Source organism: Streptomyces sp. NPDC048424, from assembly GCF_040651555.1.
Taxonomy (GTDB): Bacteria; Actinomycetota; Actinomycetes; order Streptomycetales; family Streptomycetaceae; genus Streptomyces.
Genome location: NZ_JBEZKE010000002.1, coordinates 395,411 through 414,180, shown reverse-complemented (window position 1 = coordinate 414,180; position 18,770 = coordinate 395,411). Strand labels below are relative to the sequence as shown.

The window sequence follows — 18,770 nt, the reverse complement described above, 5'->3', positions numbered from 1 at the left end:
CGGGGGGAGGGGATCGTGCGGAAGTCGCTGTGACAGGGCTGTGACAGTCGACGGACACCCCGGTTAAGTCGGCGGGGCAGTCTTCTACCAACGCACAACGGACCGAAGCAGAGACACTCCACGACGGGGGGCGCGAGATGAACACGCTGCACAGCACCAACACCAGCGCGGTTGTCACGCGGCTGCACGATGTGAACCGCCGGGCGGGTGTCCGTACGGTGGCGGTCGCCCGTCCCCGGCCGGCCCACGTCGTAGCCATTGACGCAAACCAGTACCAGGCGGTTCCCGCCCAGCAGACGCCGTCCTCCACTTCGGAGGCGGAGTTCACGGCCTACGTCCAGGAGCGGCGGGCCGCCCTGTACGCGACGGCCTTCCACCTCACCGGCGACCGCTACGAGGCCGAGGACCTGCTGCAGAGCGCGCTGTTCTCCACGTACCGCGCCTGGGACCGGATCAGCGACAAGGCGGCCGTCGGCGGCTACCTGCGCCGCACGATGACCAACCTGCACATCAGCGCGTGGCGTCGGCGGAAGCTGAACGAGTACCCGACGGAGGAGCTGCCGGAGACGGCCTCCGACACGGACGCGATGCGCGGTACGGAGCTGCGCGCGGTCCTGTGGCAGGCGCTGACCCGGATCCCGGAGCCGCAGCGCACGATGCTGGTGCTGCGCTACTACGAGGGCCGCACGGACCCGGAGATCGCGGAGATCCTCGGGATCAGCGTCGGCACGGTGAAGTCGAGCATCTGGCGCTCCCTGCGCCGCCTGCGGGAGGACGAGGCGCTGAGCTTCGGCCGTGACGAGGCGGAGTCCTTCGAGGAGCTCGTCGCGTAACGCGGCGCACACAGACCATCGGGCCAGGGGGCCCGTCCTACGGGGGTGGGGCGGGGGCCGCGGGGGGAAAAGGCGGGATCAAGCGGCCGGGGGTCCGCCTGATCCCGCCTTTTCGCATGGGCGGGGCCGGGCGGTGCGCGCCGGCCCCTCCCCCGGCGTGGCGGGTGCGGGGGCGCCCTCCTGGACAGATAGTCTGCGCGCAGATAATCTGTCCGTAGACATTCTGTGGATGTCGCGAACCGAGGAGACCGCCATGTGGGAGTACGAGCACGCCATCGAGACCGACGCCGCACCCGAGGCGATCTGGCGGCTCTGGAGCGACGTGGAGAACTGGGGCGCCTGGAACGGTGAGATCGAGAAGATCGAGCTCCGGGGTCCGTTCGCCGAGGGCGCCGGGATCACGATGACCCCGCCCGGCGAGGATCCGATCGCGCTGACGGTCACCGAGTTCGGCGAGGGGGAGCACTTCACCGACGAGGCCCGGTTCGGGCCGCTCGTCCTGCGGACCACGCACCGGCTCGTCCCGCTCGGAGCGGAGCGCACCCGGGTGGTGTACCGGATGGAGATCACCGGCGAGGGCGCCGCCGACGCGGGACCCCGGATCGGCCCCGGCATCACCGCGGACTGGCCCGACACGATGGCCTCGCTCGTACGCCTCGCGGCGCGGGGCTGAGCGCCTTGAAGCCCGGCGAGAGCCCCGGGTTCCTGCTCTGGCACGTCACGCTGCGCTGGCAGCGTGACATCGCCGGCGCCCTGGCCCCGCTCGACCTGACCCACGTGCAGTTCGTCCTGCTCGCCTGCACCTGGTGGCTGAACGGCCGCGGCGAGCGGCCCAACCAGCTGGCCGTCGCCCGCCAGGCGGGCACGGACGTGAAGATGACCTCCCAGGTGCTGCGCACCCTGGAGAAGAAGGGCCTGATCGAACGCGAGGTGGACCCGGCCGACACGCGCGCCAAGCGGCTGCGCGTCACCGACCTCGGCGGCGACCTGGCCCCCCGCGCGATCGCGGCCGTCGAGGAGGTCGACGCGCGGTTCTTCGGGCCGGTCCCGATCGAGGACGCGGTGGCCCTCCTCGGCCGCCTGGCCGCGGAAGGCGGCGGACCGGACGGGGGCTAGCCCCTGGGCGGCACGGCCTGGGCCCCAGGCCCTGTCCGGGACCTAGGCGGGGGTGGGCGCGTGGCGGTGACGGCCGGCGGCGGCCGCGGCGAGCCGGCCGAGGGCCTCGTCACGGCCGCACGCGTGCGCGCCCAGCGCGATGTGGCGCGCCACGATGCCCCGCTCCGCCCGCATCAGCCGCAGGCCGCGCCGCAGCAGGAACAGGACCGACTTGCGGCCCTCGCGGAGATCGCGCGCCAGCCGGCGGCGGAAGGTGGTGGACGGCCGCCCGCGCAGGCAGATGGCGTCGGCGAGCAGCCCCAGTTCCTGGCACCGCGCGGCGATGTCCGCGGCGAAGATGCCCTCCGCGATGAACAGCGGCGTCCGCGAGATGTCCAGCGACTCCGCCCCGGTCCGCGAGGACGTCGCGATCTCGTACACGGGGACGTCGGTGCGGCCCACCGCGCACAGCTCCTCGATCGCCGCGACGGCGGTGTCCGCGTCCCACGACAGCGGGGAGTCCCAGTCGATGTCCGAACTGCCCTCGACCAGCGGGAGGGTCGGGTCGTCACCCTCCTTGTAGAAGTCGTCCAGGCGCAGCACGGGCAGGCCCGAACGGGCCGCCAGCGAGGACTTGCCGGACCCCGAGGGTCCGGTCAGCAGCACGACACGCGTAGGCAAAGGAGAGGAGGAGCTCACGGAACACAAGTGTGAACCATTCCCCCGCTCAGGGGATGCCCCCGGTGACCGGTTGGTATCGAGGATCACACCTCCACTACGCTGCGTGCGCGTACGACTACGGCGCACCACAGACGAGCACAGGGCGGGAATCCCATGGCACGCCACGCAGCAGCCTCCTCCGCAAGCAGCCGGCTCCGTTCCGCGGGCCTGACGGTCTCGATGGCGGGCGCCGCGCTCGCGATGGCCGCGGGGGGCGCTCAGGCCGGTGAGCTCGACGTACCGGCGGCTCTGGCCGGGGTCACCGATCCCGTCGCGAACCTCAAGGTGAACCCCCTCGCCCACACCGGTGTGGACCCGCTGGACAACGGCGTGGCCACGAAGGTCGCGGACTTCCCCTCCGTCGGCACCGGCATGGTCACCGGTGTGCTGACCCAGGGGCCGTCCGTCGGCGAACTGCCCACCGCCGCGGTGTCCTCGCTGCTCGGGCCGGTGCTCCCCAAGAAGTAGGGAAACGGGTACGGGAAGGCCCCGGCAGCGCGGGGGACGCTGCCGGGGCCGGTTTCGCAGGGGCTCCTCTAGTACGAGGATCCGCCCGAGCCCAGCGACCCCGTCGGGTGCCAGACCGTCTTGGTCTCCAGGAACGCCGTCATGCGCGACGTGCCCGGGTCGGCGCTCCAGTCGTCCACAGGCTGTGGACGCAGGACGCGCTTGAGGTTGTCGGCCGCCGCGATCTCCAGCTCCTTGGCCAGCGCCGCGTCGGCTCCGGCCAGGTCGATCGCGTTGACGTCCTGGTGGGACGCCAGGTGCGGGCCCATCTCGGCGGCCTTGCCGGACAGGATGTTGACCACGCCGCCGGGCAGGTCGGAGGTGGCGAGCACCTCGCCCAGCGAGAGGGCCGGAAGCGGGGCCTTCTCGGAGGTGATCACGACGGCCGTGTTGCCGGTCGCGATGACCGGGGCGATCACCGAGATCAGGCCCAGGAAGGACGAGTCCTGGGGGGCGATCACGGTGACGACGCCCGTCGGCTCCGGGGTGGACAGGTTGAAGAACGGGCCCGCGACCGGGTTGGCCCCGCCCACGATCTGGCCGATCTTGTCGGTCCAGCCCGCGTACCAGACCCAGCGGTCGATGGCCGCGTCGACGACCGCGCCGGCCTTCGACTTGGACAGGCCCTCGGCCTCGCCGACCTCGCGGACGAACTGCTCGCGGCGGCCCTCCAGCATCTCGGCGATGCGGTAGAGGATCTGGCCGCGGTTGTACGCGGTCGCGCCCGACCAGCCGCCGAAGGCCTTGCGGGCCGCGACGACCGCGTCACGGGCGTCCTTGCGGGAGGACAGCGGCGCGTTGGCCACCCAGTTGCCCTTCGAGTCGCTCACCTCGTACACCCGGCCGCTCTCGGAGCGGGGGAACTTGCCCCCGACGTACAGCTTGTAGGTCTTGAAGACGCTCAGGCGCGTCGACGACTCAGACATCGAGGTAGCCCTCCAGGCCGTGGCGGCCGCCCTCGCGGCCGAAGCCCGACTCCTTGTAGCCGCCGAAGGGCGAGGTCGGGTCGAACTTGTTGAACGTGTTGGCCCAGACGACGCCCGCGCGGAGCTTGTTCGCGACCGCGAGGATGCGGCTGCCCTTCTCCGTCCAGATGCCGGCGGACAGGCCGTACTGGCTGTTGTTGGCCTTCGCGACGGCCTCGTCGGGCGTGCGGAAGGTCAGTACGGACAGCACCGGGCCGAAGATCTCGTCGCGGGCCACGGTGTGCGCCTGCGTGACGTTCGTGAAGAGCGTCGGGGCGAACCAGTAGCCGGCGGACGGCAGCTCGCACGCCGGGGACCAGCGCTCGGCGCCCTCGGCCTCGCCGGTCTCCGCGAGCGCGGTGATCCGGGCGAGCTGCTCGGCGGAGTTGATCGCGCCGATGTCGGTGTTCTTGTCGAGCGGGTCGCCCAGGCGCAGGGTGCTCAGGCGGCGCTTGAGGGAGTCCAGCAGCTCGTCGTGGATCGACTCCTGGACCAGCAGGCGCGAGCCCGCGCAGCAGACCTGGCCCTGGTTGAAGAAGATGCCGTTGACGATGCCCTCGACGGCCTGGTCGATGGGGGCGTCGTCGAAGACGATGTTGGCGCCCTTGCCGCCCAGCTCCAGGGTGACCTTCTTGTCGGTGCCGGCGACGTGGCGGGCGATCTTCTTGCCCACCGCGGTCGAGCCGGTGAAGGCGACCTTGTTGACGTCCGGGTGCTCGACGAGGGCCGCGCCCGCGTCGCCGTACCCGGTGAGGATGTTCACGACGCCCTTGGGCAGGCCCGCCTGGCGGCAGATGTCCGCGAAGAACAGCGCCGAGAGGGGGGTCGTCTCCGCGGGCTTCAGCACGACCGTGTTGCCGGTGGCGAGCGCCGGGGCGATCTTCCACGCGAGCATCAGCAGCGGGAAGTTCCACGGGATGACCTGGCCGGCCACGCCGAGCGGGCGCGGGTTCGCGCCGTAGCCCGCGTGGTCGAGCTTGTCGGCCCAGCCCGCGTAGTAGAAGAAGTGCGCGGCGACCAGCGGGAGGTCCGCGTCGCGGGTCTCCTTGATCGGCTTGCCGTTGTCCAGGGTCTCCAGGACGGCGAGCTCGCGGCTGCGCTCCTGGATGATCCGGGCGATGCGGAAGAGGTACTTCGCGCGCTCGGAGCCGGGCAGCGCGGACCACTTCTCGAAGGCCTTGCGGGCGGCCTTCACGGCGCGGTCCACATCGGCGGCGCCGGCCTGGGCGACCTCGGCGAGGACCTCCTCGGACGACGGCGAGACGGTCTTGAAGACCCTGCCGTCGGCGGCGTCGGTGAACTCGCCGTCGATGAAGAGCCCGTAGGAGGGGGCGATGTCGACGACCGAGCGGGACTCGGGAGCCGGTGCGTACTCGAATACAGATGCCATGGTGATCAGTCCACCGTCACGTAGTCGGGACCGGAGTAACGGCCGGTGCTCAGCTTCTGGCGCTGCATCAACAGGTCGTTGAGCAGGCTGGAGGCGCCGAAGCGGAACCAGTGGTTGCTCAGCCAGTCCTCGCCCACGGTCTCGTTGACCAGGACCAGGAACTTGATCGCGTCCTTGGTGGTGCGGATGCCGCCGGCCGGCTTCACGCCGATCTGGATTCCAGTCTGCTCCCGGAAGTCGCGGACGGCTTCGAGCATGAGCAGGGTGTTCGCGGGGGTGGCGTTGACGCCCACCTTGCCCGTCGACGTCTTGATGAAGTCGGCGCCCGCGAGCATGCCGATCCAGGAGGCGCGGCGGATGTTGTCGTAGGTCGACAGCTCGCCGGTCTCGAAGATGACCTTGAGGCGGGCCGCGGTGCCGTCGGGGCGGACGCAGGCCTCCTTGATGGCCTTGATCAGCTCGTACGTCTCCAGGTAGCGGCCGGCGAGGAAGGCGCCACGGTCGATGACCATGTCGATCTCGTCGGCGCCGGCGGCGACGGCGTCACGGGTGTCCGCGAGCTTGACGGGCAGCGCGGCGCGGCCGGCCGGGAAGGCGGTGGCGACGGAGGCGACCTTGACGTCGGCGCCGTTCAGCGCGGCCTTGGCGGTGGCCACCATGTCGGGGTAGACGCAGACCGCGGCGGTCATGGGCGTCGTACGGTCGGTCGGATCGGGATTGACGGCCTTGGCGGAGAGCGCCCGGACCTTGCCCGGGGTGTCCGCGCCTTCGAGCGTCGTCAGGTCGATCATCGAGATGGCCAGGTCGATGGCGTACGCCTTGGCCGTCGTCTTGATCGAACGGGTGCCGAGGGAGGCCGCGCGGGCCTCCAGGCCGACAGTGTCGACGCCGGGCAGCCCGTGCAGGAAGCGGCGCAGCGCACTGTCGGACGTCGTCACGTCAGCGAATGCGGTGAGGGTGGTGGGCATGGTCACCACATGAGCATATCTACGCGCGTAGCGACCTGTCACCCCCCACATCCGTTTCCAGCGGATCCGCTATGGAATCGACACCTCCATTCCGACGCGCCTACCGTCGTTACACGGCCATGACAGGACCCGGATCCTCCGCCCGCACGAGATCCATAAATTTGTCTTCAGCAGCCCGCCACACCTGACCCGGTGAACCAGCCGAAACAGACTCGACGCGGCATGCGACTCTCCTCCACTTTCCTCACCCACGCTTACAGGAGTCGTTATGCGTACCGCCCTCCGCACCTCGATAGTCACCGTCGCCCTCGCCGGCGCGATGCTCGTCCCGACCGCCGGCGCCGCGTTCGCCGCGCCCGCCACGGCCGCGCAGTCCGCCGCGGCGTCGGACAACAGCCGCTACGAGGGCAAGGCCGTCTACATCGGCGAGGGCCTGGTCGCGGTGCTGCGCAACAAGGAAGAGGGCCCCGAGGCCTGGATCCGCGAGGTCGGTCCCGACTGGAAGCCCGGCGACACCTACATGGTCCACGTCGTGACGAAGCTGGACCGGACCCAGCCCCACGACAAGGCCAAGGGCCTGGACCTCGAACTCACCAAGGCCGCCGGCGCCAACCCCGTGCTCGTCGTCACCGCCGCGGACGGGAGCGCCAAGTCCTACCCGCTGCCCGCGGGCCAGGCCAGCACGGACTGCCGCGTCGGTCCGGTCGGCCAGGAGATCGGCGCCGGCATGTCGGCCGAGCTGTACGTCTCCGAGCTGGGCCCGAAGGTGATCCTCATGGAGGCCGGCGACGGCGGCCGCGGTTTCGACCAGCTGGACCGCACCCACCCCTCGCTGCCCGAGTCCGCGGGCATCATCGCCCGGATCGTGAACCCGAGCAGCGCCAAGCCCGTCTTCGAGTGGAAGACGCAGGGCGGCAACGACACGGTCGGCCGGGTCGCGTTCCCCGCGTTCCCCAAGGGCTGCAAGCCGAGCTACAAGTTCACCGAGGACAAGCCGGTGACGAAGCCGGGCACCCCCGCGCCCACCTCCACCCCCGCCCAGGTGAAGCCGCAGACCGCGGGCCAGACGTCGGTCGTCCCGAAGGGCCCGGTGGCCGCCGGCGCCGAGCTCCCGGTCGAGACCGTGGCGGACACCGACAACACCGCCGCCCTGGTGGCCGGCGGCGGCCTGATCGCCGCCTTCGGAGCCCTGGCCGCCAGCGTGGTCCTGCGTCGCCGCCGCCCCACCCAGGGCTGACACACCCTCGCCACCTCCACTCTCCTGCCCTCCCCGGCGGGCCACCGACCCGGTGGCCCGCCGGCTGTCGTCTCCGGAGCACTCCATGGCCCACCGCGCGCGCCCGCTGCTCGCCGCCGTCCTCCTCGCCGCCGCCCTGACCGGCTGCGGCACGGCCGCCTCCACCGCACCCGCGCCCGGGGCGGCCGCCGCGTCCGCCGCCCCGCCCTCGGTCTCGCCCACCACCGCTCCCGCGGCCCCGGTGGCGGCCGCCCCGCTGCCCGCCTCCAAGCCCGTACGCGTACGGATCCCCGCGGCCGGCGTGGACGCCTCCCCCTTGCTGGCACTGGGTCTGGCCGCCGACGGCACCGTGGAGGTGCCCTCCGTCGCCGACGGCGACAAGATCGGCTGGTACACCAAGGGCGTCACCCCCGGCGAGACCGGACCGGCCGTGCTGATCGGCCACTTCGACACCGCGCGCGGCCCGGCCGTGCTGAAGGACGTGGCGCGCGTGCGCGTCGGCGAGGAGATCACGGTCTCGCGGGCGGACGGCAGCACCGCCGTCTTCCGCGTCCGCGAGCTGGAGCAGGTGGACAAGAAGGCGTTCCCGACGGCCAAGGTGTACGGGGACACCACCCGCCCCGAGCTGCGCGTCATCACCTGCGGCGGCGAGATCACCGACGGCCACCGGCCCGACAACATCATCCTGTACGCCGATCTCGTGGGCTGAGATGGCGTGGGGCAGAATCGACCCCATGAGCAGCCAGCAGCAGCCGACCGATGAGCCGGTCTACAAAGACCGGGTCTACCGCTCCTCCATGGGCGTCGTCTCGGGGGTCCTGCTGCTCGCGCTGACGGCGTGGCTCTGCGGTGACGCCGTACTGCGCGGCTCGGGGAACACCCCGTGGATCGCCGTGGCGGTGGCGCTGTGCGCCGTACCGCTGATCGTGGCGTTCACGGTCCGCCCGGCCGTCTTCGCGAACGACGACCGGATGCGCGTGCGCAACCCCTTCCGGATCATCGAGCTGCCCTGGGCGGCCGTGGACGCGGTGCGCTCCGGCTACTCGGCGGAGGTGCTGGCCGAGGGGTCGAAGTACCAGCTGTGGTCCGTGCCCGTCTCACTGCGCGAGCGGAAGAAGGCGAACCGGCAGCGGCTGCGGTACGAGGGGCTCCGGGACCGGGAGCAGCGCAGCCCCGGCGAGAAGCCCCGGATGCCGGCCGAGCCGATGCGGGCCGGCGCGGACCGGATCGTGGACGAGCTGCAGCGGATGGCCGAGCGCGGCGCCGAGCGGGCCGGTGCCCAGGGCGGCGTGCGCGTGCGCTGGTCGTACGAGATCATCGCGCCCGCCGTGGTCGGCGCGCTGGCGCTGATCGTCCTCATCGCCCTCCGCTGACCTGCCCGGAGGGGCCCCGGGTGCTCCGGGCCACACCCCCCGTCAGGGCGGAACCGGGGCTACCGGGTGGTGCGTCCTCCCAGGTGTGCAGCGTCTTGAGGCCGGCGGCAGCGCCGCCACCGCCACCGCGATCCATCTCCGTCTCCGGCTCCTCGCCGGGGTCCTGCTCGTCGCCCATCTCCTGGTCGTCGGCTGGCTGACCCTACGACCGCTCGACGTGCCGTGGGCCGCGGCCGCCAATCTGACTCCCCTGGAGGGGATCCGGGCGGACCTCGCCTACGGGCCGCTGGAGGCGGCGCGGCGGATCGGTGAGGGCCTGGCCCTGCTGGCCCCGCTGGGGGTGCTGCTGCCGCTGGTCAACGGAAGGCTCGCGCTGTCGACGCTGTCCGCGTGGTCCTCGCTGGCCCGGACCGCGGCCGCGGGCGCGCTGGTCTCGCTGAGCATCGAGATGCTCCAGACCGCCGTGCCGGGCCAGGTCGTCGACGTGGACTCGGTGCTGCTGAACACCGTCGGTGTGCTGCTCGCGCACGTGGCCGTCGTACCGGCGCTGCGGGCGCGGCTGCGGCGTTCACACACCCGTTCACACCCGGTTTATCAGGGGACCACCCCGAAGATTTCCAGGGTCGGGCTCGGCCCCTGGACCGACGTTCTGTCGGCGGTCCAGCGGGAGTATTGAGTCATCGCGAGGCCGTACCGGTCTTCACCAACGCGATCCCGACGAAGGAGAACCCCATGAGCGCCCTTGTCCGCCCCCGTGACGGCCGCTGGATCGGTGGAGTGTGCGCCGGACTGGCCAGGCGTTTCGGAATTTCCGCGAACACGATGCGCGCCATATTCGCCGTATCCTGCCTGCTGCCCGGCCCGCAGTTCCTGGTCTACATCGCGCTGTGGCTGCTGCTGCCGAACGAGAAGTCCGCCTCCACCGCCTGGTGACCGGCGGCCGCGATCGGCGGCCGCCCGGCGGGGAACCGGGCGGTCTGCCGGATCAGCCGGCCTTCCGGACCTTTTCCAGCTGCTTGTCGGTCACTTCCTGCGGCACCAGGCCCTTCTTGGCGGCGCCCGCCACGTCGAGGGCCATCAGCCGCACGACGGTGTCGCCCTCGCGTGCCACGACCAGGTGGACCTGTGCCGAGACGCCCGCACCGGAGGCGGTCGTGGTCCAGCTGACGCTCTCGTCGCCGCTCGTGCGGTAGTCGACGGCCCGTACGTCGCGGTAGCTGCCGGTCTGCTTCTCGACGGTGGCGGTGAAGCCCTTGCCGCAGGCGGCCACGGCGGCCTTGAGCCGGGCGATCAGCGCCTTGGCGTCGCTCTCGGCGTAGGAGCTGACGGAGACGGACACGGCGAGTCCGACCTGCTTCTGGGAGCCGATGCCCCGGTTGAGGGTCTGGCGCGCGGCCGGGTCGGGCTTGTCCCCCATGATGTCGGCCAGCGGCTGGCAGGCCTTGCGGTCGGCCTGTGGCTGACCGTCCGGGGCGTTGGGGTTCTTGCCCTGGGCGGAGACCTGGTAGCCGGGCAGGTCTCCCTGTTCCAGCACGGAGCGGTCCAGTTTGGTGCCGCCGGTCTTCGGCTTGGCGGCTCCCGGTGATCCCGTCGAACTGGCGGACGCCGCCGGGGCGCCGGGCGCGCCGGAGGGCTGTTCGGCGGAGCCCTTGGGGTCCCGGTCCTTGTCCGTGGCGGGGGTTCCGCTGCTGCACCCCACCGCCGCGACGAGCAGGGCGGGGATCAGCGCGACCATTGTCGCTCGTGCCTTCTTGCGCATGACCAAAGACCTCAAACCGCTTACATCGGCGGGCAGTTGGTGGTGATCGTGGCACACGGCACGACGCGGCGCCCACCCGCTCGAAGGGGTGTGCGCCACGCGTGCCCGCGTACGAATTTCCGTACGGAATCAGCCGCCGAGGTTGCTGGTCGGCAGACCGCCGAGCAGGCTGGTGACCGGGGCGAGCGCGGCGGCCGGGTCGCTCGACTGCTGGCCTCCCTCGGGCTTCACCTGCTGCTGGCTCGTGAGCCCCTGGGCGGCGCCGGTGACGGTGCCCAGGGCGTCGGTGAGACCGACGGCGGGAACGGCGGCGGAAGCGGTACCGGCGGCGACGGCGGCGAAGGCGGCACCGAGAGCGGCGACACCGAGGGTCTTGGCAGCTGACTGCTTCATGAAAGGTATTCCTTGCGACGGGGAATTGAGCGGCTCCGCAAACTAGCCACTTCAAACCCCCGCCCGCAAACATCATTAAATACGAGAAAGCGCCCGGGAATTGCCTCTCCCGGGCGCTTTCAGTACGTCATGCCGTGGCCTAGGCCGAGACAGAACCGCTGGTGGAAGCGGTCTGCTGGAACAGCCACTCCGACTTCAGCTCCGCGTAACCGGGCTTGATGACCTCGTTGATCATGGCCAGTCGTTCATCGAAAGGAATGAACGCGGACTTCATCGCATTGACGGTGAACCACTGCATGTCGTCCAGCGTGTAGCCGAAGGTGTCCACCAGGTGCTCGAACTCGCGGCTCATGCTGGTGCCGCTCATCAGCCGGTTGTCGGTGTTGACCGTCAGCCTGAAGTGCAGCTTCCGCAGCAGGCCGATCGGGTGCTCGGCGTACGAGGCGGCCGCGGCCGTCTGCAGGTTCGAGGTCGGGCACATCTCCAGGGGGATGCGCTTGTCCCGGACGTACGAGGCCAGGCGGCCCAGGGTCACGGAACCGTCGGCGGCGACCTCGATGTCGTCGATGATCTTCACGCCGTGACCGAGGCGGTCGGCGCCGCACCACTGCAGGGCCTGCCAGATCGACGGCAGGCCGAAGGCCTCGCCCGCGTGGATGGTGAAGTGGTTGTTCTCGCGCTTGAGGTACTCGAAGGCGTCGAGGTGGCGGGTGGGAGGGAACCCGGCCTCGGCGCCGGCGATGTCGAAGCCGACGACGCCGTTGTCGCGGTAGCGGTTGGCCAGCTCGGCGATCTCCAGCGCACGGGCGGCGTGGCGCATCGCGGTCAGCAGGGCGCCGATGCGGATGCGGTGGCCGTTGGCCTTCGCGCGGCGCTCGCCCTCGCGGAAGCCGTCGTTCACGGCCTCGACGACCTCTTCGAGGGTCAGGCCGGCTTCCAGGTGCTGCTCGGGGGCGTAGCGGATCTCGGCGTACACGACGCCGTCCTCGGCCAGGTCCTCGGCGCACTCGGCGGCGACCCGGAAGAGGGCCGCCTTCGTCTGCATGACCGCGCACGTGTGCGCGAAGGTCTCCAGGTAGCGCGGGAGGGAGCCGGAGTCGGCGGCTTCGCGGAACCAGATGCCGAGCTTGTCGGCGTCGGTCTCGGGGAGGTTCTCGTAGCCGACCTCGCGGGCCAGCTCGATGATGGTCCCGGGGCGCAGTCCACCGTCGAGGTGATCGTGCAGGAGCACCTTCGGGGAGCGGCGGATCTGATCCGGGGTCGGCAGGTTGGGGGTCTCGCTCGTCATCTGCGCACTCTAACTCCTACGCGCGTAGAGCGGGGTGCCGACGACGACCGTCGATATGTAACAGAGACCGCGCGGACGGATGGCGTACACCTCAGGGTCTGAGACTGTTCCGCCATGGCACAGCATGCGCCGCCGGCGCGCGGGGCCCGTCTGGGGCGGGCGGCCGGCGCGAGAACCGGCTCGGGTTCGACGGAAAGCCCGGTCAACGGGGTGGTGCTCCTGCTTCCCGGAGCGTCCAGATTCTCCCCCGGTCCAGTACGTCCGCTCGCGCGGGCGCTGGCCCGGGCGGGCGGGGCGGAGGGGCTGGTCACGCACGCCGTCATCCACGGCGGGGAGTCCTCGCGGGAGGAGCAGGCGGGGTGGGCGGCGGACGAGGCGGTGCGGCGGTACGGGGACGTGCCGGTGTGCCTGGCCGGCTACGGCGCGGGAGCCACGGCCGCGCTGCGCGCCGCGGGGCACGGGGCCGTCAACTCGGTTCTGGCGATGGCCCCTTGTTTAGCCGAGGCGGCCGCCCAGGACTCCCCTGAACCGGTGAAACAGCTGTCGGGGCGGCAGGTGTTGATCGTGCACGGCACCAACGACGCGCGCAGCGACCCGGAGACCTCCTTCCGGCTGGCGGCCCGGGCGAAGAAGGCGAATCGTTCGACCTGCCGCTTCGAGGTGCATTCGGACGGGCACGGGCTGCGCGAGCACCAGGCCGAAGTGGTGGCGCTGGCCGTGGACTTCGTCCTGGGCGCGGTGTTCTCGGGACGCTACTCGCGGCCGGTGACCGACGCCCTGGCCGCACCGCCGCCGCTGGGCCTGCGGATGCCGCTCGCCTCCGGCTTCGGCAGGTCGCTGCGCAGGTGACGGCGCGACGTCCCGCGCACCCGCCGCTGCCGGGGACGGCGGGTGCCGAGCCCGTGCGGGCATCCGCGCGTACCGTGGAACCGAGGACTCGGGCACATCTCCGACGGAGGCGATGATCATGGCCGGTCTGGTGTCCAGGAGCTTCGACAACGCGGACGAGACCCGGCCGTTCGCCGACGGCAAGGGCAGGCTGGACCTGCTGGAGACGGGCGGCGCGGGTGTCGGGCGCTCGGTCTTCGAGCCCGGATGGAAGTGGTCGGAGCACGTCAAGCCGCTGGCCGGGACGGACAGCTGCCTGGCCGATCACACCGGGTACGTGGTGAGCGGGCGCATGAAGGTCGTCATGGACGACGGGGAGAGCACCGAGTTCGGCCCCGGGGACTACATGCGGGTGCCCCCCGGGCACAACGCCTGGGTCCTGGGCGACGAGCCCTGCGTGACCCTGGACTGGACCGGCTTCGCCGACTACGCGAAGCCGTCCGGCTGACGGACCAGCCGGTCCGCGGCGCGGAGCAGACCGGCGGCGCGGTCGAGGGTGCTGGCCAGCGAGTCCGCCGTCGGGGCGGCGGCGAGGACGTACGCGTGGTGGCGCGCGCCCGTCGGGGCGCGGCGGACCAGGGCGCCCGGCGGGATCTCCAGCTGCACCCGGGCCACGCCCGGCACGGCGCGGGCGGCCGCGAGCGCCGCGCGCACCCCGTCGAGGCGGCCGGGCGGGAAGTCCACGTACCGCAGCCCGGCGTGGGCGGTGCGCGGGCGGGGGACGCGTACGGGCTCGGGCAGGCCGAGCCCGGTGGCGAGCGCGAGGCCGAGCACGTCGATGCCGTGGGCGAGCCGGAGCAGCCCGGCGAACTCCTCGGGGCCCGGGCGGGCGTGGGACCCGAGGAGGCGGGGGCCGGACGGGGTGAGGACGATGCCGGTGTGCGAGGGGCCGTCGCGGTGGCGGGCGAGGTCGAGGACGGCGCGTACGAGGGCCCGTACAGCCTCGGCGCCGCGGGGGGCCAGGGTCACCGGCAGCGCGTGGCCGGAGGCGGTGAGGCCTGGGGCGGTGAGGCCGGCGCTGGTGGGGGCCGGGGTGTTCAGCCGGCGGGCCCAGCCGAGGATGCGGTGGTGGCCCGCCCTGGAGTGGGCCGCGACGGTGAGCTCCGGCCCTTCGAGGTACTCCTCGACGAGGAGGTCGGTGACCTCGGGGTAGCCGTGGGCGGCGGCCCGCGCCTCGGCCTCGTCGCGGACCAGCCGCACCCCTTCCCCGTCGGCGCCCGCCCGGGGCTTGATGACGCAGGGGTAGCCGATGAGGGTGGTGACGAAGGGGAGCGCGTCGGCCCGGCCGCAGCGGGCGAAGGAGACCGGCCGGGCCGGGTGCAGGGCGTTGGAGCGGGCGCGCAGGGCGGCCTTGTCCATGAGGGCGGTGACGGCGGCGGTGGGGGTGCCGGGCAGGCCCAGCTCCTCGTTGGCGCGGGCGGCGGCGAGGGCTCCGGCGGCGTCGAAGCCGAAGACGGCGGCGCGGCCGTGCCGGACGGCCTCCATGCGGCCGAGGGTCCCGACGAGGTGCCGGTGGTCGCGCCAGTCCGTCCGTACCCGCCGCTCCGCCCCCTCACGGTCGGATGGCACCGATGGACCTGGCGCGACCACCACGGTGTGCGCGCCCGCACGGCGGGCGGCTGCCACCACGGCTGGTCGCGGGCTCAGCAGGACGGCCACGGGTCCCCGCGCCTCCGGCGTCCGCTGCCGCATACCGCGCTCCCCCCTCACGCCGTGCATCCACTGTGCCGGTTCGGCATATGCCGGTCGCGCCAGGTCAGGCGTCGTCTTGCCGCCTTGCGGGAACACGAGGGGTTTACAGACGGACACAGAACGGGACGAATTGGAATATGCCCGCAGAGGAGACCGGAGCGACCGGACCAGCCGGTGCGGCCGGAGGGCCCGCAGCCGCCGGGGAACTCAGCCCTGCGGCCCGGCGCCTCTACGCGTACGCCGTCGAGCGGCACGCCTTCGACGCGGCCGAGGCCACGGGGGCCCTGGGCGTGCGCGCGGCCGCCGCGATCACCGAGCTGGCCGCCGCGCACCTGCTCCAGCGGGCGCCGGGCGGCGGGCCGGAGCGGTGGAGCGCGGTGGCGCCCCGGGCGGCGGCGGCCCGCGCGCTGGCCCCGCTGGCCCTGCTCGTACGGGAGACCCACGACGAGATGGACCGGCTGCGGGGGCGGCTGGAGACGCTGGTGCCGGCGTACGAGGCGGGGACCGCGCACCGGGACCTGAGCGGGTCGGGCCGCCTGGAGCTGGTCACGGACCTCGGCGCGGTCCGGGGGCTGATCGCGGAGCTGGCCGCCTCGTGCGAGCGGGAGCTGCTGACTTCGCAGCCCGGCGGGGGCCGGCCGCTGGAGACGCTGGAGGAGTCGATCGGGCGGGACGAGTCGCTGCTGACGCGCGGGGTCCGGATGCGGACGATCTACCAGCACACGGCGCGGTACTCGCGGCCGACGGCGGCGTACGTCGAGCGGGTGACGGCATTGGGCGCGCAGGTACGGACGCTGGGCGACGGGCTGATGCGGATGCTGGTCTTCGACGGGCAGACGGGGCTGATGGCGGTGCCGGACCGGAGCGGGGCGGCGCTGGTGGTGCGGGAGCCGAGCGTCGTGCACTTCATGACGTCGGCCTTCGAGCGGTCGTGGCTGGGGGCGGAGCCGTTCCCGACGTCGGTGAGCCCGGACGCGGCGCGGTCGATCTCGGACGAGCTGCGGCAGACGATCGTGCGGCTGCTGTCGGAGGGGCTGGAGGACAAGGTGATCGCGCGCCGCCTCGGCATGTCGGAGCGGACGTGCCAGCGCCACATCGCGGAGATCATGCGGGCGGTGGGCGCCAAGTCCCGCTTCCAGGCGGGCTACTTGCTCTCCGCGCCCCCGACGCCGCCCCCGACGCCGACCCCGGCCCCGGCGGGCTCGCCGGAATCGGCCTAGGGATTTCGCGGTCGCGGGCCCGTCACGCGGCGGGCGGCTCCAGTTCGGGGATCAGGCGGCCCCGGCGGGACAGCAGGAAGCGCTTGAACTCCGCCACGGGCGGGGTGTCGGGGTGGCCGTCGAGCCAGGCGAGGCCGATCTCGCGGACGGCGCGCGGGGCGGTGACGGTCAGTTCGACCACTCCGGGGCGGGCCACGGCGGGGGGCGGCAGGAGGGCCACGCCGAGGCCGGCGGCGACCAGGCCGCGCAGGGTCTCGGCCTCCTCGCCCTCGAAGGCGACGCGCGGGGTGAAGCCGGCCTCCGCGCAGAGGTCGTCGGTGATGCGGCGCAGGCCGTAGCCGGGTTCGAGGGTGACGAAGGTTTCCTCCGCGGCCTCGGCGAGGCGGATGCGCTTGCGGCCGGCGAGGCGGTGGTCCTCGGGGACGACCAGGCGCAGCCGCTGTTCGTCGAGGCGGCGGGCGACGAGGTCGGGGGCGTCGGGCAGGGGTGAGGTGAGGCAGAGGTCGAGTTCGCCGGCCCGGAGCTTCTCCAGCATGGCCTCGCCGTAGTTCTGGACGAGGGAGAAGCGCACGCGCGGGTGGTCGGCCCGGAAGGCGCGGATCAGGCCGGGTACGGTCTCGGAGCCGAGGGTGTGGAGGAAGCCGAAGGCGACCTTGCCCAGGGCCGGGTCGGCGTCCTGCTGGACGGATTCGGCGGCGCGGGCGATGCCGTCCAGGGCCTGTTCGGCGGAGGCGAGGAAGGTGCGGCCCGCCGTGGTGAGGGCGACGTTGCGGCCTTTGCGGGCGAACAGCGTGACGCCCAGGTCCTGTTCGAGGCGGACCATGGCCCGCGACAGGGTGGACTGCGGTACGCCCAGTTCGTGCGCGGCGCGGGTGACGTGCTCGTGCCGGGCGACGGCGGCGAAGTAGGCCAGCCGGGGCGCCAGCAGCCGTGTCACGGCCATGTCTTCTTCGTAACGGTTCATTGACAGACGCCGCCCTGAGCTGTGGTGATGCATGAGTGGATCGATTATCGCGATTCTGTGCATTGGACGCATCAAAAACACCGGCCTACCTTCGATACATGCCTCCCGTTCATACCGGGGCACCCGTGATCCCGGGTGCCTCCACCCCGTCGTCTCCGCAGCCCGGACCCCGCGCCGCCGAACCCCACGCCCCCGGCCGCCCCGGCTACCGCCGGATGAGCCTCGCGCTCTTCGCCGCCGGGCTCGCGACCTTCGCCCTCCTCTACTCCACCCAGGCGCTGTTGCCCGCGATCTCCGCCGGCTTCGGGGTGACCGCGGGTCAGGCCAGCTGGACGGTGTCCGCGGCCACCGGCGCGCTCGCGCTGTTCGTCCTGCCGCTGAGCGCGCTGTCCGAGCGGTTCGGCCGCACCCGGATGATGACCTGGTCGATGGTGGTGGCCGTGGGCGTGGGCCTGCTGGTGCCGTTCGCGCCGAGCCTGGAGTGGCTGGTGGTGCTGCGCGCCGTCCAGGGCGCGGCGATCGCCGGGATCCCGGCCTCCGCGATGGCGTACCTGGCGGAGGAGGTCAAGCCGAAGGCCCTGGTGGGCGCGATCGGCCTGTTCGTGGCGGGGAACTCCATCGGCGGCATGAGCGGCCGGCTCGTCACCGGCTGGGCGGCGCAGGTGTGGGGCTGGCGTGCGGGGCTGGGCGCCGTCGCGCTGATGTCGCTGGTCTGCGCGGTGGCGTTCCTGGTGCTGCTGCCCCGGGCGCGGTTCTTCCGTCCGGCGTCGCTGAACCCGCGCGCGGTGGGCCGTACCGTCGTCGGTCACCTGCGGGATCCGCTGCTGCTGCGGCTGTACGGGATCGGCGCGCTGTTCATGACGGTCTTCGGCGCGGTCTACACGGTCATCGGCTACCGCCTGGTGGACGAGCCGTTCTCGCTCGGGCAGGGCGTGATCGGGTCGATCTTCCTGATCTACCTGGTGGGTACGGTCTCCTCGGCCGCCGCCGGGAAGCTGGTGGCCCGTACGGGGCGGCGCGGCGCGCTGTACCTGGCCGTGACGACCACGGCGCTGGGCTTGCTGCTGTCGCTGGCCGAGTCGCTGGCGGCGGTCCTGATCGGGCTGGTCCTGATCACGGCGGGCTTCTTCGCCGGCCACGCGGTGGCCTCGGCCGCGGTGAGCCGGACGGCGAAGACGGGCCGGGCGCAGGCCTCCGCGCTCTACCAGTCGGCGTACTACCTCGGCTCCAGCGCCGGCGGCACCCTGGGCGCCCTGGCGTACCACGGGGCCGGGTGGGCGGCGACGGTCGGGATCGCGCTGCTGGCGGTGCTGGGCGTCGTGTCCATCACCCTGTACGGGTCGCACGCGGCCCGCGCCGAGCGCCGGATGCCGGCGTCGGCCATGGCCGCGCGCTGACGAAATCTACGCTCCCGCACGAGGCAACCCCCGCAGGTTTTCCGGGCATTCAACACGGTGAACGGAAGCTGTGCGAACAGG

General features: G+C 72.5%; 22 protein-coding genes. 13 read left to right on the top strand and 9 right to left on the bottom strand.

The window, feature by feature from the left end:
• Positions 1-137: 137 nt before the first annotated feature.
• The 3 genes from AB0D29_RS04515 to AB0D29_RS04505 all read left to right on the top strand — a co-directional run bounded on the left by AB0D29_RS04515 (position 138) and on the right by AB0D29_RS04505 (position 1,949).
• Positions 138-833, top strand: coding sequence for a SigE family RNA polymerase sigma factor (locus tag AB0D29_RS04515; RefSeq protein WP_362852089.1), 696 nt, complete (start codon positions 138-140; stop codon positions 831-833).
• 229 nt (positions 834-1,062) lie between these two features.
• Entirely contained in the window at positions 1,063-1,506 is a 444-nt protein-coding gene (locus AB0D29_RS04510) for an SRPBCC family protein (protein WP_362852088.1), read from the top strand.
• A 5-nt stretch (positions 1,507-1,511) separates the two neighbouring features.
• Positions 1,512-1,949 (top strand): MarR family winged helix-turn-helix transcriptional regulator, encoded by a 438-nt coding sequence (locus AB0D29_RS04505; protein ID WP_362852087.1) that lies wholly within the window; start codon positions 1,512-1,514, stop codon positions 1,947-1,949.
• A gap of 42 nt (positions 1,950-1,991) precedes the next feature.
• Here AB0D29_RS04505 and AB0D29_RS04500 read toward each other — a convergent pair whose 3' ends face one another.
• Positions 1,992-2,693, bottom strand: a complete 702-nt coding sequence (locus AB0D29_RS04500; protein WP_362852159.1) for a uridine kinase — start codon at positions 2,691-2,693, stop codon at positions 1,992-1,994.
• 69 nt (positions 2,694-2,762) lie between these two features.
• On the opposite strand from AB0D29_RS04500, the gene AB0D29_RS04495 reads away from it, so the two are divergent.
• Complete coding sequence (locus tag AB0D29_RS04495) at positions 2,763-3,116, top strand: hypothetical protein (RefSeq protein ID WP_362852086.1); 354 nt, start codon at positions 2,763-2,765, stop codon at positions 3,114-3,116.
• A 68-nt stretch (positions 3,117-3,184) separates the two neighbouring features.
• Here the strand turns inward: AB0D29_RS04495 and AB0D29_RS04490 are convergent, their stop codons facing one another.
• From AB0D29_RS04490 to deoC, 3 genes are read right to left on the bottom strand one after another with little or no spacing between them, the layout of a single operon-like run.
• Entirely contained in the window at positions 3,185-4,081 is an 897-nt protein-coding gene (locus AB0D29_RS04490) for an aldehyde dehydrogenase family protein (protein WP_362852085.1), read from the bottom strand.
• A complete protein-coding gene (locus tag AB0D29_RS04485) occupies positions 4,074-5,510 on the bottom strand; it encodes an aldehyde dehydrogenase family protein (RefSeq protein WP_351583692.1) in 1,437 nt (478 codons plus the stop codon). Before AB0D29_RS04485 ends, AB0D29_RS04490 begins: the two co-directional genes overlap by 8 nt.
• 5 nt (positions 5,511-5,515) lie before the next feature.
• A complete protein-coding gene (deoC, locus tag AB0D29_RS04480; protein ID WP_030714293.1) occupies positions 5,516-6,478 on the bottom strand; it encodes a deoxyribose-phosphate aldolase in 963 nt (320 codons plus the stop codon).
• A gap of 268 nt (positions 6,479-6,746) precedes the next feature.
• On the opposite strand from deoC, the gene AB0D29_RS04475 reads away from it, so the two are divergent.
• From AB0D29_RS04475 to AB0D29_RS04455, 5 genes are all read left to right on the top strand, one after another.
• On the top strand, positions 6,747-7,715 hold the full coding sequence (locus AB0D29_RS04475; protein ID WP_362852084.1) for a hypothetical protein: 969 nt from the start codon (positions 6,747-6,749) through the stop codon (positions 7,713-7,715).
• Positions 7,716-7,800: 85 nt separating this feature from the next.
• Positions 7,801-8,424, top strand: a complete 624-nt coding sequence (locus AB0D29_RS04470) for a class F sortase (protein ID WP_362852083.1) — start codon at positions 7,801-7,803, stop codon at positions 8,422-8,424.
• Positions 8,425-8,449: 25 nt separating this feature from the next.
• Complete coding sequence (locus tag AB0D29_RS04465) at positions 8,450-9,088, top strand: PH domain-containing protein (RefSeq protein ID WP_362852082.1); 639 nt, start codon at positions 8,450-8,452, stop codon at positions 9,086-9,088.
• An 85-nt stretch (positions 9,089-9,173) separates the two neighbouring features.
• Complete coding sequence (locus AB0D29_RS04460) at positions 9,174-9,764, top strand: VanZ family protein (RefSeq protein WP_362852081.1); 591 nt, start codon at positions 9,174-9,176, stop codon at positions 9,762-9,764.
• 56 nt (positions 9,765-9,820) lie between these two features.
• Positions 9,821-10,021: a PspC domain-containing protein gene (locus AB0D29_RS04455; RefSeq protein WP_362800414.1), complete on the top strand. Its 201-nt coding sequence runs from the start codon at positions 9,821-9,823 to the stop codon at positions 10,019-10,021.
• Between the two features lie 52 nt (positions 10,022-10,073).
• Here AB0D29_RS04455 and AB0D29_RS04450 read toward each other — a convergent pair whose 3' ends face one another.
• The 3 genes from AB0D29_RS04450 to AB0D29_RS04440 form a co-directional block, all read right to left on the bottom strand.
• On the bottom strand, positions 10,074-10,823 hold the full coding sequence (locus tag AB0D29_RS04450; protein ID WP_362852080.1) for a hypothetical protein: 750 nt from the start codon (positions 10,821-10,823) through the stop codon (positions 10,074-10,076).
• 153 nt (positions 10,824-10,976) lie between these two features.
• A complete protein-coding gene (locus AB0D29_RS04445) occupies positions 10,977-11,240 on the bottom strand; it encodes a hypothetical protein (RefSeq protein ID WP_362852079.1) in 264 nt (87 codons plus the stop codon).
• Between the two features lie 139 nt (positions 11,241-11,379).
• The gene (locus AB0D29_RS04440; RefSeq protein WP_319733131.1) at positions 11,380-12,528 is read right to left on the bottom strand and encodes an adenosine deaminase; all 1,149 of its coding nucleotides are present in this window, start codon (positions 12,526-12,528) and stop codon (positions 11,380-11,382) included.
• 114 nt (positions 12,529-12,642) lie between these two features.
• On the opposite strand from AB0D29_RS04440, the gene AB0D29_RS04435 reads away from it, so the two are divergent.
• Positions 12,643-13,377: an alpha/beta hydrolase gene (locus tag AB0D29_RS04435; RefSeq protein ID WP_362852078.1), complete on the top strand. Its 735-nt coding sequence runs from the start codon at positions 12,643-12,645 to the stop codon at positions 13,375-13,377.
• 118 nt (positions 13,378-13,495) lie between these two features.
• Entirely contained in the window at positions 13,496-13,864 is a 369-nt protein-coding gene (locus AB0D29_RS04430) for a cupin domain-containing protein (protein WP_362852077.1), read from the top strand.
• Here the strand turns inward: AB0D29_RS04430 and AB0D29_RS04425 are convergent.
• Positions 13,843-15,108, bottom strand: a complete 1,266-nt coding sequence (locus AB0D29_RS04425) for an ATP-grasp domain-containing protein (RefSeq protein ID WP_362852076.1) — start codon at positions 15,106-15,108, stop codon at positions 13,843-13,845. The two genes, AB0D29_RS04430 and AB0D29_RS04425, sit on opposite strands and share 22 nt — an antisense overlap.
• Before the next feature lie 137 nt (positions 15,109-15,245).
• Between AB0D29_RS04425 and AB0D29_RS04420 the strand changes: the two genes are divergently transcribed.
• A complete protein-coding gene (locus AB0D29_RS04420) occupies positions 15,246-16,328 on the top strand; it encodes a helix-turn-helix transcriptional regulator (protein WP_362852075.1) in 1,083 nt (360 codons plus the stop codon).
• A 22-nt stretch (positions 16,329-16,350) separates the two neighbouring features.
• Here AB0D29_RS04420 and AB0D29_RS04415 read toward each other — a convergent pair whose 3' ends face one another.
• On the bottom strand, positions 16,351-17,292 hold the full coding sequence (locus AB0D29_RS04415; protein WP_351583669.1) for a LysR family transcriptional regulator: 942 nt from the start codon (positions 17,290-17,292) through the stop codon (positions 16,351-16,353).
• 98 nt (positions 17,293-17,390) lie between these two features.
• On the opposite strand from AB0D29_RS04415, the gene AB0D29_RS04410 reads away from it, so the two are divergent.
• Positions 17,391-18,689: an MFS transporter gene (locus tag AB0D29_RS04410; RefSeq protein ID WP_362852074.1), complete on the top strand. Its 1,299-nt coding sequence runs from the start codon at positions 17,391-17,393 to the stop codon at positions 18,687-18,689.
• Positions 18,690-18,770 lie beyond the last annotated feature (81 nt).